The following is a 12926-nucleotide window of genomic DNA, read 5'->3' on the forward strand; positions in this document are numbered from 1 at the left end:
AGAGTGCAGACACGCGGGACGGGCGTGCTCCGAGAGCCGCCCCGGTGGGACGCAAGGAGATGCGCTGAGATGAACGAGGCCGAGCAGGTCACCGCCTACAGGGAGCTCCAGGACGTCCTGCTGACGACCACGACGGTGGAGGACTTCCTCGACGGCGTCGCCGAAGCGGCTGCGCGCCACGTGGGCGCCGCGACCTCCGCGACCATCACCCTGCGCCGCAACGGCCGCCCGACGCTCGTCGCCGCGAGCGACCCCAGGGCAGCGGTGTGCGACGAGGTCGAGTACTCCGCCGATGACGGCCCGTGCCTGACCTCCATCGACATCGGAGAGATCGTGCATGTCCCCGACATCGCCGCAGAGACCCGCTGGCCAGCCTGGAGGGCCGCGGCCGAGGGCACCTTCAGGTCGGCTGCTGCCCTCCCCCGGCAGGTACGCGACGGAGCCCACATCGCACTGAACCTCTACGCCGTCGAGGCGAACGCGTGGGACGAGGCCGCGATCCGGGTGGCGGACATGTACGCCGATGAGATCGCCCGCGCCGTCTCCCTGTCCCTGAAGAGCGCGGAGCAGGTCGAGATGAACGCCGACCTTCGCGCCGCGCTCGCCTCGCGCGCGGTGATCGACCAGGCCCTCGGTGTCGTGATGGCAGAGAACCGCTGCTCAACCGATGAGGCGATGGCGATCCTGCGCGCGGCGTCGCAGCATCGCAAGGTCAAGCTGCGCGAGGTCGCGGCGACGATCGTCGAGGCCGTGACCGGCAGAGCACCGCAGCTCACGGACACCTTCCGCCAGCGCAGCTGAGCCCGGGGACCGACCTCCCGCGCGCCAGGAGCGACCTTCCGGTGGCGAGACGCACGCATCAGGCTTAGCGTCCGAGGACCGGACGGGAACTCTCCGTCCGTCGACCGTCGCCCGGGACAGGACATGTCGCCGGACATGGGTAGGTGTGCCGGCTCTCGCGCACACCGTGATGCACCACCGAGCGCGTAGCGCGCTCCCACCCCCATGCGGACGGTCGCTCCTCGCGACCAGGCCCGGCGCCCGGTCGTCCCTCGACGTCCGGTCCTCGGGCCCCGCTCGACACGAGACGAGGCCACCATGACGGACCAGTACGCAAGCCCCTATCCCGGCGCGACCGGCGCAAGGCACGACTCGCCGACCACCACCGCCGAGGCAGCGCGGGACGAAGGGGCCTCCCTCAAGGACTCGGCGGTCGAGGCAGGACATCAGCTCCTCGACGACGCCAAGAGCGAGGCCGGTGCGGTGACCGACGAGGCGAAGCGCCAGATCGGTGACCTGTGGGGACAGGCACGGGCCGAGCTCGCCGACCAGACGGGCGCGCAGCAGAGCCGGATCGCTTCGGGCCTGTCGTCCGTCGGCGACCAGCTGAACCAGATGGCGACGTCCGCGGCCGATCCCGGCGTGGGCGCCGAGGTGGTGCGGGAGCTCGGCGACCGCATCGGCCGCGCCGGGCGCTGGCTCGAGAGCCGGGGACCCGACGAGGTCCTCGACGAGATCGTCGCCTTCGCGCGACGCCGCCCCGGCACGTTCCTGATCGCGTCTGCTGCGGCCGGCGTGGTTCTCGGACGCCTCACCCGGGGGCTCCGCGATGCGTCGCCTGCGGCGCCGGAGGCTGCACGCACGGGCGGGACGCACCGCCTCGACGGTGACCCGGTCGAGGAGCGTCCGCGCTTCAGCGACGACCTCGCCACACCCGTGCCGAGCACGGTGGGTTGGGACCAGACATGACCGACCCGCTGGATGCGCCGCCCCGTCAGTCCGTCGGCGACCTCCTGGGCGATGTGACCCGAGACCTGTCGACGCTGCTCCGCCAGGAGGTCGAGCTCGCCAAGGCCGAGGTCCGACAGTCCGCGAAGCAGGCCGCCAAGGGCGGGTCGATGTTCGCCGGCGCCGCCGTCGCCGCTCACATGGTGCTGCTGTTCCTCTCGGTCGCCCTCTGGTGGGGACTCGGCGAGTCCCTCGGCTGGGGCTGGTCGGCCCTCGTCGTCGCCGGCGTCTGGGCGGTCGTCGGCGCCGTTCTCGCCGTGCGCGGTCGTGCCGAGACGCGCCGCGTCCGCGGTCTGCAGCAGACCGCCTCGTCCGTCAAGAAGATCCCCCACGCACTGCAAGGTCACGAGGAGAAGAACCGATGAGCACCGACCCGGACCAGATCCGCGAGGACATCGAGCGCACGCGTGCCGAGCTCAGCTCGGACGTCGACGCGCTCACCGACAAGGTCAGCCCCACCCAGGCCGCGCAGCGGCAGGCCGAACGGCTGCGGGGTGCCGCCGCCGGGGTGAAGGACCGACTCATGGGAGGTGTCTCCGACGGGACGGACGCCGCGGGCTCCGCCGCCAAGGGCCTCGGCGAGGCCGCCTCCGGTCTGCCCGGTGCGGCCAAGGAGCGGACGCGAGGGAACCCGCTCGCTGCAGGCTTGATCGCCTTCGGAGCGGGTTGGCTGGTGTCGTCGCTGCTTCCCAGCACCCGTCAGGAGCAGCGTCTTGCGCAGTCCGCGAAGGAGCAGGCTGCGCCGCTGGTCGAGGAGGCGAAGGGTGCCGCTCAGGATCTCGCGGAGAACCTGCGGCAGCCGGCGCAGGACGCCGCGGCCGCGGTGAAGGATCGCGCGAGCGAGGCGGGCAGCACGCTCGCCGACGAGGGCCGGTCCGCCGCCTCGGGCCTGCGGTCGGACGCGTCCGACGCGGCGGACTCGGTGCGCGGCGTGCACACCCAGACGGGGAACGGCCCGGCCGTATGACCACGCACGACACCGCGAGCACCCGCAGCACCGAGAAGGAGCGCGCGCCCGCTCCTGAGGACCCCCGCAAGCCCGACTCGCCCGACGACATCACGCGCCCGTCGTGGACCTACGTGGTCCGCAAGACGCTGCGCGAGTTCGCCAAGGACGAGTGCACCGACCTGGCGGCGGCGCTCACGTACTACGCCGTCCTGGCGATCGCCCCCGCGCTGCTGGCCCTCGTCTCGATCCTGGGCCTGCTCGGTGACCCGCAGAAGATGGTCGACGACGTCCTCGAGATCGTGGGCGACCTGGGATCGGCGTCCGCGGTCGAGAGCCTCGAGCCGATCCTCGATCAGCTGACCAAGGCACCGGCGGCGGGATTCGCGCTCGCCCTGGGGCTCGTCGTGGCCCTGTGGTCCGCGTCCGGGTACGTCGCGGCGTTCAGCCGGGGCATGAACCGCGTCTACGAGATCGACGAGGGGCGGCCGATCTGGAAGCTGCGTCCCGTCCTGCTGCTGGTCACGCTGGTCCTCGTCGTCATCGCGGTGGTCGTCGTCGCCGCGCTCGTGCTCTCGGGCGACGTCGCACGGTCGGTCGGCTCGACCGTCGGCCTCAGCGACGCGACGGTGACCGTCTGGAACATCGTGAAGTGGCCGGTCGTCCTCGTGCTCGTCGTGGCCGCCGTCGCGATCCTGTTCCACTTCACGCCGAACGTGCGCCAGCCGAAGTTCCGCTGGACCAGCATCGGCGCCGTCGTCGCGATCGTCGTGTGGGTCCTGGCGTCGGTCGGGTTCGGCCTCTACGTGTCGAACTTCTCCAGCTACGACAAGACCTACGGGTCGCTGGCCGGCGTGATCGTGCTGCTGCTGTGGCTGTGGATCACGAACCTGGCGCTGCTGTTCGGGGCCGAGCTCGACGCCGAGGTCGAGCGCGGGCGCGAGCTTCAGGGCGGGATCGCCGCCGAGAAGACCATCCAGCTCCCGCCGCGAGACACGACGGCGAGCGAGAAGAAGCAGGCCAAGCAGGACGACGACGAGCGACGGGGTCGCGCCTTGCGACAGTCGCGCGGCAAGGACGACGACACCGACCAGCGATAGCCCCCCCGATCGAAGGAGATCCGATGTACCTGCACGTGCAGCGCCTGATCAACGACATCGAGGCCGACGAGCCGGACCCGGCCGCCGCCAATGCCCTGCAGGAGGGGCTCGGCGGTCAGTTCGGCGAGATGCGCACGATGATGCAGTACCTCTTCCAGAGCATCAACTTCCGGGGACCGAAGGCCAAGCCGTACCGCGACCTGCTCCAAGGCATCGGCACCGAGGAGATCAGCCACGTCGAGCTCATCGGCACCACCATCGCGCGACTGCTCGACGGCTCCCCCGCCTACAACGGCAAGAAGTCCGACCCGCTCGACAAGCCGGGTGCAGGGGGTGCCACGCCGCTGGAGTCCGCGCTCGACCAGGGCAACATCCACCACTACCTCGTCGCCTCGCAGGGAGCACTCCCCGTGGACGCCGCCGGCAACCCCTGGAGCGGCTCCTACGTCTACAACTCCGGCAACCTCGTGCTCGACCTGCTCTACAACCTGATGCTCGAGTCCACCGGTCGTCTGCAGAAGTGCCGGATCTACGAGATGACCGCCAACAAGACGGCGCGGTCGACGATCGCCTACCTCATCGTGCGCGACCAGGCGCACGAGAACGCCTACGCGCGCGCCCTCGAGACGCTGGGCGTCGACTGGGCCAAGGTGCTGCCCATCCCCAAGACCAACGCGGAGCGGTTCCCCGAGGTCAAGAAGCTGGTCGACCTCGGGCTCCAGAGCAAGCAGTACAGCTTCGACCTGACCGCGGCCTCCGAGGCCGGGAAGATCTTCCAGGGCATGTCGCCGTCGAAGGACGGCACCCAGCTGGATGCGACCGAGCAGGCACCCGCAGGCGTCCCTTCGACGATCGCCGAGGAGCGCTACGAGGAGTTCTCCCCGGGGCTGGACACCGATCTCCTGGCTCTCATCCAGGCCACCGCCGACCTGGAGATGGCCGAGGTCCAGCCGCTGTACGGGCCGATCACCACCGACAAGGCGAAAGGAAAGGCGTGATGACGGACCCTGATCTCACGGGCCGGTCGGTCCTCGCTCTCGTGACCAACTACGGCGTCGAGCAGGACGAGCTCGTCGTGCCCGTCGACCGGCTCCGCGCACAAGGAGCGACGGTCGTCGTCGCCGCCGTGTCGAACGATCCGGTCCAGACGCTCGTCGGTGACAAGGATCCGGGACGGACCGTCGACGCCGACGCCGCGCTGTCCGACGTCTCGCCCGACGACTTCGACCTGCTCCTGCTCCCGGGCGGCACCCTGAACGCCGACTCCCTGCGGCTCGAGACCGCGGCCGTCGACATCGTCCGCTCGTTCGCGACTGCCGGGAAGCCGATCGCCGCCATCTGCCACGGACCGTGGTCGCTCGTCGAGGCCGACGTGGTCCGCGGCAAGACGCTGACGTCGTACGCCTCGCTGCAGACCGACCTGCGCAACGCCGGCGCCACCTGGGTCGACGAACCGGTCGCCGTGGACGACGACCGTGGTTACCGGCTCATCACCTCGAGGAACCCCGACGACCTCCACCGCTTCGTGCCCGCGGTCGCCGACGCGCTCGTCGCCCGAGCCCGCGCGGCATCCTGACAAGGAAGGAAAGGCCCATGACGACAGACGACCCGACGCTGCGCCCGGCCGGTGACGAGCCCGCCCTGCCGGAGTCCAAGCCCGAACAGGGAGAACCCGAGCAGGGCGACAACCAGGACGTGCCCGTGGAGAAGATCTACCCCGACGACCCGACGGGCGCCGATCCTGCTCGACCTGCCGACGCGGACTGACACCCGGCGGCGCAGGCGCCGATCTCCTCGGCGCCTGCGCCCGCTGAGCGGGATGCACCCCGGCTCGTCCCGGTGCCACGAAGGACGTGCAGCGCTGTCAGCGCTCGTCGGCCGCCGCGACCAGCGTGGAGAGCACCGGGCTGTCGATGTCGTCGGCCAGCAGGGCGGCCAGCTCGGCGTCCCCGCGGACGCGCAATGCGGCCTGGTGGAGCATCGCTCGCACGGTCAGCTCCCGCATGCCGGTGCGCGACGACCGGTCGAGCATCGCGTCGGCCCACGACGCGGTCAGCGGATGTCCGTGACGTCGTCCGATCTCGCACAGCGCGTCGAGGATGTGGACGTCGAGCCAGACGTAGGGGTCGGCCAGTCGGTTGGTGCGCGCCCGCGCGTCCAGGAGCACCTCGAACGCCTGGTCCACCTCACCCTGAGCCTCCCCCAGCAGGGCCAGCCCGCGGGCCGAGATCCCCTCCCAGCAGGGGTCACCGATCTGGCACGCCCGGGCGAACGACTGGTGGAGCGCGCGCTCGGCGGCGTCGAGGTCGCCGAGCGACAGCCAGGTCTGGCCCAGCAGCGCCTGCGGCCACGGCAGGAACGAGAGCCAGTGGTCGCGTTCGGCGAGGTCGCTCGCGGACGCAAGGATCTCGGTGGCTCCGGCCAGGTCTCCCCGGAGCAGGCTGACCCGGCCCAGCATCGACAGAGCGAAGGCCTCTCGCCGGGGCTCGTCGACCTCGCGCGAGGCGTGAACTGCGCCCTGCAGCAGGGCGACGGCGCGTGGATACTCCGCGCGGTCGCTGGCCACGCACCCGAGGTAGGTCAGCGCCTTGGCCCGGACGGACGGCGACGTCGCCTCCTCGGCGAGCACCTGGGACAGCGATCGTTCAGCTCGGTCGTACCGTGCGCGCAGGAAGTCGACGTACCCCACCTCGGCCTGCACCCGGGTCGTGGCCTCGCGGTCACCGTTCGCGACGGCGATGCGCTCGGCCTCGGTCAGGATCGTCAGACCCGCCTCGTCGAGGCCGCCCAACGTATGGATGAGAGCCTCGGCGAGCACGAGGCGGGTCGAGATCCGCGCGCTGTCGACGCCGCTGCGGTCGGCGAGACCGACCGCGTTCTCGAACGAGGACACGCCGGCCACCAGAGCACCCGCGGAGACGGCCGCGACCCCGGCCTCGGTCACCGCCTGGATCGAGACGGCCCCGGCACCGCCTGCCGGCCTGGGTCCCTCCCGCATCGCGAGCAGCACCGGAGCGCCGGGGGGCGCGCCGAGCTCCTGCTCCGCGACCGCCGCCCAGGCGTCGAACTGGCGCCGGGCGGCCTCGTCGTCGCCTGCCAGACGGTAGAGCCTGATCAGCAGGGCCTGGTGGTTCTCGTCCAGAGGGCTCAGCACGGCCGCCCGGACGGCCAGGTCGCGCGCGCGGTCGAGATCCCCACGGGCGAGCTGCCCGAGCGCCGCCTCGTGCAGGATCGACTCCGTGGCGGCCGCGAGCCGACGGCGCTCGGAGAGCAACCACGACTCGAAGGCGTCGGCATATTGGATCACCAGGCCGTCGAGCAGGTCCTGGCCGAGACCCGGGAGCTCGACCGCCGCGCTCCAGTGACCGCGGACCAGCACGTCCACGTCCACGGTGGTACCGACGGGCAGGGAGATCGTGACGGGGTCGCCGTCGAGGACGACCCCGTGGCCGAGAGCGCGTCGGATCTCCGCCAGGCACCACCGCAGGGCCCCCAGGGGGTCGTCCGCCTCGGCGAAGAGCAGCGAGGCCAGCTGGGTGCGTGTGGGCGGCCTCTCGCCGAGCAGCAGGAAGGCCAGGAGCGCCCAGCTCTTGCGGCTGCGCAACCGGTACCCGGGTGCGCCGTCGACGTCGGTGCGGGGCCGGCCGAGCAGCTGGACGACCAGCCTCGACGGCGGGGTCCGCGCCGGCTCCTGCGGGCTCGCGCTCACGTCGAGCAGCCTTGCACAACACCCGGGGACGCGGCCGGTCGGTGACGTCGGAGGCGTCCCTTCACGCCGGGACGGCAGAACGCTCGAGGCCGCCCGTCTCGCCCTCGAGGAGGTCGAGCAACCAGGCGTGCTCGCGCGGACCGAGCGACTCCAGCAGATGGGTGTGCGCCAGGCCGAACGCGCGCAGCCGAGAGATCTCCGTACCGTCCGGGTCCGTCAGTGCCGCTGCGACACCCGGCGCGGACTGGGCCGCCACCTCGGCCATGGCCTCGAACAGGCGGTGCTCCGCAGACGTGCCCTTCTCGGCGATGCGGTGCGCGGCCTGGTCGAGTACCTGCGCCAGCTCGACCGTCCCTGAGCGGAACGGCTCCGCCGATCGCCGGAGGCCGGTGCCCGGCGGCTGCGCGGAACGGCCGTGCGCGACGGCGGCGCGGCGCTCTCCCGCCGCGAGCCTGGTGTGCTCGACCGCCCGCCGCGACGAGGTTCGCGCGTGAGACGTCGACCCTGCGGGCAACGTGCCCTTCGGATCCATGGTGCTGCACCTTCTGTCTGGAGGTCCGTACGCCCGATCTGGGGCGCGGCAAGGATGTGGGTGTGCGGCACGGGTCGGGCAGCGACGCAGCACGAGGCCGCGTCGCTGCAGAAGATCTTGCCTGCCGCTTCGTCGACCCAGTACCGCATGTAGTTGACGCCGTACGCGTCCTGCGTCGCCACGTCCGCCTGGTGGGCGGATGCGACGGCGGCTGCCGACACTCCGCCCGCGACGGTGTGGGCGTCCATGAAGAGGGCCATTGCGTCTACCTTCCGGTGCTCGGCCCGGCGACGTCCGTCGGGCTCGAGGCACCAGGAGACTGCGCACCCGTGTGACAGGGCGTGTGACCCGACGCGCGGGTCGGGCGGAAGGCATGAACGAGGGGTCGCACGCGGCGACGTCGCCGCCCGAGTGCAGAACCTCAGGCTCTACCCGACCCGCTGCTCGTCGCGGTGCGGAAGCTGCCAGCCCGGCCGCACGTAGTGGCACGTGTAGCCGTGCGGGAGCTTCTCCAGGTAGTCCTGGTGCTCCTCCTCGGCCTCCCAGAACTCACCGGCCGGCTCGACCTCGGTCACGACCGCGCCGGGCCACAGTCCGGACGCGTCGACGTCCGCGATCGTGTCGAGCGCAACGCGACGCTGCTCCTCAGAGGTGTAGAAGATCGCCGACCGGTAGCTGCGGCCGATGTCGTTGCCCTGCCGGTTCTTCGTCGACGGGTCGTGGATCTGGAAGAAGAACTCCAGCAGGGTCCGGTAGGAGATCTGCTCAGGATCGAAGACGATCTCGACCGCCTCGGCGTGGTCGCCATGGTTGCGATACGTGGCGTTCGGCGTGTCACCGCCGGAGTAGCCGACGCGCGTGGAGATCACTCCCGGGCGGCGTCGCAGCAGCTGCTGCGCACCCCAGAAGCATCCGCCGGCGAGGATCGCTGTCTCGGTCGTGGCCATGCGCCGACCTCCTTCGTGGGGACGGCTGGAGCCGTCCGCCGATCTTGACCCCGCAGCGCTCCGGGGCGCAAGCGGTGCGAACGTCAGTAGGGGCCCGACGAGGTAGGCAGCTCGAACGGCAGGGTGAGCCCGTCCAGGGCGTGACGGCACGAGCACTCGTCCTCGACGGGCAGTGCGGCGACGACGTCGGCGAGCACCGTGCGCAGGTGGGAGACGCTGTGCGCGAACTGCTCGAGCACGGCCTGGTGGCTCACCGCACCGGCCGCCTCGACTCCGGCGTCGGCGTCCGTGACGACGGCCAGGCCGGTGTAGCAGAGCGCGAGCTCGCGGGCCAGCACCGCCTCCGGCATGCCGGTCATGCCCACGACGTCGCCGCCCGCGACCGAGTTGCGCCGGGACTCGGCACGCGTCGAGAACCGTGGCCCCTGGATGACGACGAGCGTGCCGCCGTCGACGACCGGCATCCCGCCCGAGCGGACCGCCGTGCGCCCCTGCGGGCAGTACGGGTCCGCGAAGCCGACGTGCACGACGGCGCCCGGCGCGTCGTAGTACGTCGATTCCCGACCCCAGGTCGAGTCGATGATCTGGTCGGGAACGACGAGCGTGCCCGGTGCGAGGTCGGGGCGCAGCGCACCGACCGCGCTGGGTGCCAGGACGCGCCGGACACCGAGAGAACGCAAGGCCCACAGGTTGGCCCGGTACGGCACCCGGTGAGGCGGGAAGCGGTGGTCGGCGCCGTGCCGCGGCAGGAACGCGACGTTCCGCCCGCCGAGCCGTCCGAGGTGCACGGGATCGCTGGGATCGCCGTACGGGGTCTGCACCAGCACCTGCGACGCATCCTCCAACAGCTCGTAGAGACCTGATCCGCCGATGATCCCGATGGGCGATGCGTCCATGCGGCGACCGTAGCCCGAGGTCGGAGCCTGGACCCATCGCGCGGGCGATCCGTCAGGATCCCGTCATCACCGCCGCCCTGCCGTCGAGGGCGTGCCGCGCAGATGCTGGTGGAATGCGCGTCCTCGTCACCGGCGGAGCCGGCTTCATCGGCCGTCCGACCGTCCGCGCCCTGGCGAGGGCCGGTCACGACATCACCGTGCTCGACTCCCTGCGGCCCGACGTGCACCCGGCCGCGCCGCAGGTATCCGGTGGCCGACTCGTGCGCGGCGACATCCGCGACGAGGATCTCGTCGGGACGCTCACCCAGGACGCCGAGATCGTGGTCCACCTCGCCGCGAAGGTCGGCCTCGGGGTGGACCTCGGCGACATCGTCGACTACGTGTCCTCGAACGACCTCGGCACGGCGTGCATCCTGAGAGCCGCGGCGACCGAGAACGTCGCACGAGTCGTGTTCGCCAGCTCGATGGTCGTGTACGGCGAGGGCGCCTACGACTGCGCGGAGCACGGACGGGTCGCGCCCGGACCGCGCAGGCCGGCGGACCTGGACGCGGGCATCTTCGACCCGCGCTGCCCCCGCTGCGACGCCGTCCTGGTACCGACGCTCGTGGCGGAGGACGCCCCGCTCGATCCCCGCAACGTCTACGCAGCGACCAAGGTGCACGGCGAGCACCTGCTGTCCGCCTGGGTGCGGGAGACCGGTGGAAGCGCGGTCGCCCTCCGGTTCCACAACGTCTACGGCGCGGGATCTCCGCGGGACACGCCCTACGCCGGCGTCGCGTCGATCTTCCGCTCCGAGCTCGCTGCGGGGCGACCACCGCGCGTGTTCGAGGACGGCGGGCAGCGGCGCGACTTCGTGCACGTGCACGACGTCGCGGCAGCCGTCGGTGCCGCAGTCCGCGCGGACACCGACGGCTTCGTCGCGCTCAACGTGGGATCGGGGACCGTGACCACGGTCGGTGGCCTCGCCGAGGCGCTCGCGCACGCGGTCGGTGGGCCCGAGCCCGTCGTGACCGGGCAGTACCGCCTCGGCGACGTCCGGCACGTCACCGCGTCGTCGGACAGGGCGCGCGAGGTGCTCGGCTGGCACGCGACGACGTCGCTGTCCGACGGGCTGTCGCAGAGCTAGCTCGCCGGCAGCAGGACCTCGAACAGGCAGCCCCCGTCGGTCGCCTCGACCCCCACGCGCCCGCCGTGCGCCGCGACGACGGTGCCGACGATCGCCAGGCCGAGACCCGACGCGCCCACGCCGGCGGATACGCCGTGGCCCTGGAAGCCCTCGTCGAACACGTGCGCCCGGTCGTCGTCGGGGATGCCGCCGCACGTGTCCTCGACCGCGACGCGCACCTGGCCGTCGGCGCGTCGCCCGGCGACGCGCACCGTCCCGCCCGTGCCGCTGCTGCGCACCGCGTTGCCGACCAGGTTGTCGAGCACCCGGGCCAGCTCCTCGGAGACGCCTCGTACCCGCAGGCCCGGCTGCACGTCGATCTCGAGGGCCACCGATCGAGCGGCTGCGCCGGCCGCCGAGTGGGCCAGGACCTCGTGCAGGACCTCGCTCAGCGGAACGTCGGTCGGCGAGGGCTCGGTGGGCACGGCCTCGGTCCGGGACAGCTCGGCGAGGTCGTCGATCATGCGACCCAGCCGGTCGGTGGCCGCCTCGATCCCGGCGTAGGCCGAGCCCGTGTCGACCAGCACCCCGTCGCGAAGCCCGTCGACGGTTGCGCGGATCCCCGACAACGGTGACCGCAGGTCGTGGCTGACGAACGCCAGCACCTGCCGCCGCGCGGAATCCAGCGCCTGCTCGCGAGCCCGCGACGCCTCGAGGCTCGACCGGGTCCGCGCGAGCTCGGCCCCGAGCTCGGCCAGCTCGGCGGTCACCGGTCCCGCGGCGGGCGCGGTCGACCCGGCGGCCAGCGCGCGGGCCTGCTCCCCCACCGACCGCACGTCGGCGAGGAGCATCCGCCCGAGGAGCACGGCCAGCACGACCGCCGGCACGGACGACAGGACGAGGACCAGCCGGGCGACGGCCGCGTCGTGGTCCGACAAGAACATCGCGCCGACGTTGATCCACAGGGCCAGCCCGATCACCGCGGCCGGTACGAGCGCGGTCACGACCAGTGCGGCGACGAGCGAGGCACGGCGGACCCGGCTCACGACGAGCGCGCCCACGAGCCCGACGCCGAGCGCGCACAGCGCGGTCATGCCGGTCATGAACCAGAGGTCCCTGCTCATCGGGCCGCTCCGACGGCCACGGCCAGCTCGTCCGCGGTCGCCAGCCGGTAGCCGGTCCCGCGGACGGTGGTGAGAAGGACCGGCGCGGCCGGGTCCGGCTCGAACTTGCGGCGCAGACGTCGGACGTGGACGACGACGGTCGAGTCGTCGCCGAAGTCCCACCCCCACACGCGACGAAGCAGCTCTCGCGTTCCGAACGTCGACCCGGCGTGCCGCGCGAGGAACAGCAGGAGGTCGAACTCGCGCGGCGCGAGCGTCTGGACGTCGCCGCCGAACGTCGCCGTGCGGACCGTCGGGTCGAGCGTCAGCGGACCGACCGTGAACGGACGCGAGCCGTCTCCCGGCTGGATGTCGCCGCGTCGCAGAAGGGCATGCAGCCGGAGCACGAGCTCGCGCGGGCTGAACGGCTTCGTCAGGTAGTCGTCGGCACCGAACTCCAGGCCCACGATCCGGTCGTCCACCGTGTCGAGACCGGACAGGAGCACCACCGGGGTCCGGTCGGCGTCGAGCCGCATCTTGCGCAGCAGGTCGAGTCCCGACGCACCCGGCAGGCGGACGTCCAGCACCACGGCGTCGGGGCGCAGCTCGCGCCACAGACGTTCGCCCGCACGCGCGTCGCCCGCCACCTCGGCGTGCACGCCGTCGGCCTCGAGGTAGGCGGCGATGCTGCGCACCACGAGCTCCTCGTCGTCCACCACCAGAACCGTCGGCATAGGGCCACGCTAGCCCGCACCCGATGACGAGGGACCTGCCGCGAGCGTGCGTCCCGGCGATCCGT

General features: G+C 72.2%; 15 protein-coding genes and 1 pseudogene. 9 read left to right on the forward strand and 7 right to left on the reverse strand.

Features of this window, described 5'->3' with window-relative positions; all coding sequences use genetic code 11:
• Positions 1–135 precede the first annotated feature (135 nt).
• The 8 genes from AC1DUE_RS08995 to AC1DUE_RS09030 all read left to right on the forward strand — a co-directional run bounded on the left by AC1DUE_RS08995 (position 136) and on the right by AC1DUE_RS09030 (position 5601).
• Positions 136–801 (forward strand): GAF and ANTAR domain-containing protein, encoded by a 666-nt coding sequence (locus AC1DUE_RS08995; protein ID WP_477039063.1) that lies wholly within the window; start codon positions 136–138, stop codon positions 799–801.
• 297 nt (positions 802–1098) lie between these two features.
• Positions 1099–1749 carry a hypothetical protein gene (locus AC1DUE_RS09000; protein WP_477039064.1) on the forward strand — a complete coding sequence of 217 codons (651 nt, stop codon included), beginning with the start codon at positions 1099–1101 and terminating at the stop codon, positions 1747–1749.
• Positions 1746–2153 carry a phage holin family protein gene (locus AC1DUE_RS09005; RefSeq protein WP_477039065.1) on the forward strand — a complete coding sequence of 136 codons (408 nt, stop codon included), beginning with the start codon at positions 1746–1748 and terminating at the stop codon, positions 2151–2153. Before AC1DUE_RS09000 ends, AC1DUE_RS09005 begins: the two co-directional genes overlap by 4 nt.
• Positions 2150–2755 carry a DUF3618 domain-containing protein gene (locus AC1DUE_RS09010; RefSeq protein ID WP_477039066.1) on the forward strand — a complete coding sequence of 202 codons (606 nt, stop codon included), beginning with the start codon at positions 2150–2152 and terminating at the stop codon, positions 2753–2755. Before AC1DUE_RS09005 ends, AC1DUE_RS09010 begins: the two co-directional genes overlap by 4 nt.
• Positions 2752–3834, forward strand: a complete 1083-nt coding sequence (locus AC1DUE_RS09015) for a YihY/virulence factor BrkB family protein (RefSeq protein ID WP_477039067.1) — start codon at positions 2752–2754, stop codon at positions 3832–3834. The genes AC1DUE_RS09010 and AC1DUE_RS09015 overlap by 4 nt, the downstream gene beginning before the upstream one ends.
• 23 nt (positions 3835–3857) lie before the next feature.
• Entirely contained in the window at positions 3858–4832 is a 975-nt protein-coding gene (locus AC1DUE_RS09020) for a manganese catalase family protein (protein WP_477039068.1), read from the forward strand.
• Positions 4832–5410 carry a type 1 glutamine amidotransferase domain-containing protein gene (locus tag AC1DUE_RS09025; RefSeq protein WP_477039069.1) on the forward strand — a complete coding sequence of 193 codons (579 nt, stop codon included), beginning with the start codon at positions 4832–4834 and terminating at the stop codon, positions 5408–5410. Before AC1DUE_RS09020 ends, AC1DUE_RS09025 begins: the two co-directional genes overlap by 1 nt.
• Positions 5411–5427: 17 nt before the next feature.
• Complete coding sequence (locus tag AC1DUE_RS09030) at positions 5428–5601, forward strand: hypothetical protein (protein ID WP_477039070.1); 174 nt, start codon at positions 5428–5430, stop codon at positions 5599–5601.
• Between the two features lie 97 nt (positions 5602–5698).
• Here AC1DUE_RS09030 and AC1DUE_RS09035 read toward each other — a convergent pair whose 3' ends face one another.
• The 5 genes and pseudogenes from AC1DUE_RS09035 to AC1DUE_RS09055 all read right to left on the reverse strand — a co-directional run bounded on the left by AC1DUE_RS09035 (position 5699) and on the right by AC1DUE_RS09055 (position 9918).
• On the reverse strand, positions 5699–7543 hold the full coding sequence (locus AC1DUE_RS09035; RefSeq protein WP_477039071.1) for a hypothetical protein: 1845 nt from the start codon (positions 7541–7543) through the stop codon (positions 5699–5701).
• Between the two features lie 61 nt (positions 7544–7604).
• A complete protein-coding gene (locus tag AC1DUE_RS09040) occupies positions 7605–8075 on the reverse strand; it encodes a hypothetical protein (protein WP_477039285.1) in 471 nt (156 codons plus the stop codon).
• A 116-nt stretch (positions 8076–8191) separates the two neighbouring features.
• Positions 8192–8335: pseudogene (locus AC1DUE_RS09045) on the reverse strand (nickel-binding protein); the annotation flags it as partial.
• Between the two features lie 168 nt (positions 8336–8503).
• Positions 8504–9022 (reverse strand): peptide-methionine (S)-S-oxide reductase MsrA, encoded by a 519-nt coding sequence (gene msrA, locus AC1DUE_RS09050; protein ID WP_477039072.1) that lies wholly within the window; start codon positions 9020–9022, stop codon positions 8504–8506.
• Positions 9023–9105: 83 nt separating this feature from the next.
• Complete coding sequence (locus AC1DUE_RS09055) at positions 9106–9918, reverse strand: S-methyl-5'-thioadenosine phosphorylase (protein WP_477039073.1); 813 nt, start codon at positions 9916–9918, stop codon at positions 9106–9108.
• 113 nt (positions 9919–10031) lie between these two features.
• Here AC1DUE_RS09055 and AC1DUE_RS09060 point away from each other — a divergent pair, with 113 nt between their 5' ends.
• Positions 10032–11045 (forward strand): NAD-dependent epimerase/dehydratase family protein, encoded by a 1014-nt coding sequence (locus tag AC1DUE_RS09060; protein ID WP_477039074.1) that lies wholly within the window; start codon positions 10032–10034, stop codon positions 11043–11045.
• Here the strand turns inward: AC1DUE_RS09060 and AC1DUE_RS09065 are convergent.
• Both AC1DUE_RS09065 and AC1DUE_RS09070 read right to left on the reverse strand, forming a co-directional pair.
• Positions 11042–12148: a sensor histidine kinase gene (locus AC1DUE_RS09065; RefSeq protein WP_477039075.1), complete on the reverse strand. Its 1107-nt coding sequence runs from the start codon at positions 12146–12148 to the stop codon at positions 11042–11044. The genes AC1DUE_RS09060 and AC1DUE_RS09065 overlap by 4 nt on opposite strands.
• Positions 12145–12861, reverse strand: coding sequence for a response regulator transcription factor (locus AC1DUE_RS09070; RefSeq protein ID WP_477039076.1), 717 nt, complete (start codon positions 12859–12861; stop codon positions 12145–12147). Before AC1DUE_RS09070 ends, AC1DUE_RS09065 begins: the two co-directional genes overlap by 4 nt.
• Between the last annotated feature and the right edge of the window lie 65 nt (positions 12862–12926).

The sequence above is a fragment of the Cellulomonas sp. P4_A2 genome (assembly GCF_056402515.1).

What these genes read in the sequence shown, in the direction of transcription:
- AC1DUE_RS09000 (WP_477039064.1), top strand. Translation starts at nt 1,099, where the DNA reads ATGACGGACCAGTACGCAAGCCCCTATCCCGGCGCGACCGGCGCAAGG.
- AC1DUE_RS09020 (WP_477039068.1), top strand. Translation starts at nt 3,858, where the DNA reads ATGTACCTGCACGTGCAGCGCCTGATCAACGACATCGAGGCCGACGAG.
- AC1DUE_RS09030 (WP_477039070.1), top strand. Translation starts at nt 5,428, where the DNA reads ATGACGACAGACGACCCGACGCTGCGCCCGGCCGGTGACGAGCCCGCC.
- AC1DUE_RS09060 (WP_477039074.1), top strand. Translation starts at nt 10,032, where the DNA reads ATGCGCGTCCTCGTCACCGGCGGAGCCGGCTTCATCGGCCGTCCGACC.
- AC1DUE_RS09025 (WP_477039069.1), top strand. Translation starts at nt 4,832, where the DNA reads ATGACGGACCCTGATCTCACGGGCCGGTCGGTCCTCGCTCTCGTGACC.
- AC1DUE_RS09040 (WP_477039285.1), bottom strand. Translation starts at nt 8,075, where the DNA reads ATGGATCCGAAGGGCACGTTGCCCGCAGGGTCGACGTCTCACGCGCGA.
- AC1DUE_RS09005 (WP_477039065.1), top strand. Translation starts at nt 1,746, where the DNA reads ATGACCGACCCGCTGGATGCGCCGCCCCGTCAGTCCGTCGGCGACCTC.
- AC1DUE_RS09055 (WP_477039073.1), bottom strand. Translation starts at nt 9,918, where the DNA reads ATGGACGCATCGCCCATCGGGATCATCGGCGGATCAGGTCTCTACGAG.
- AC1DUE_RS09070 (WP_477039076.1), bottom strand. Translation starts at nt 12,861, where the DNA reads ATGCCGACGGTTCTGGTGGTGGACGACGAGGAGCTCGTGGTGCGCAGC.
- AC1DUE_RS09065 (WP_477039075.1), bottom strand. Translation starts at nt 12,148, where the DNA reads ATGAGCAGGGACCTCTGGTTCATGACCGGCATGACCGCGCTGTGCGCG.
- msrA (WP_477039072.1), bottom strand. Translation starts at nt 9,022, where the DNA reads ATGGCCACGACCGAGACAGCGATCCTCGCCGGCGGATGCTTCTGGGGT.
- AC1DUE_RS09010 (WP_477039066.1), top strand. Translation starts at nt 2,150, where the DNA reads ATGAGCACCGACCCGGACCAGATCCGCGAGGACATCGAGCGCACGCGT.
- AC1DUE_RS09015 (WP_477039067.1), top strand. Translation starts at nt 2,752, where the DNA reads ATGACCACGCACGACACCGCGAGCACCCGCAGCACCGAGAAGGAGCGC.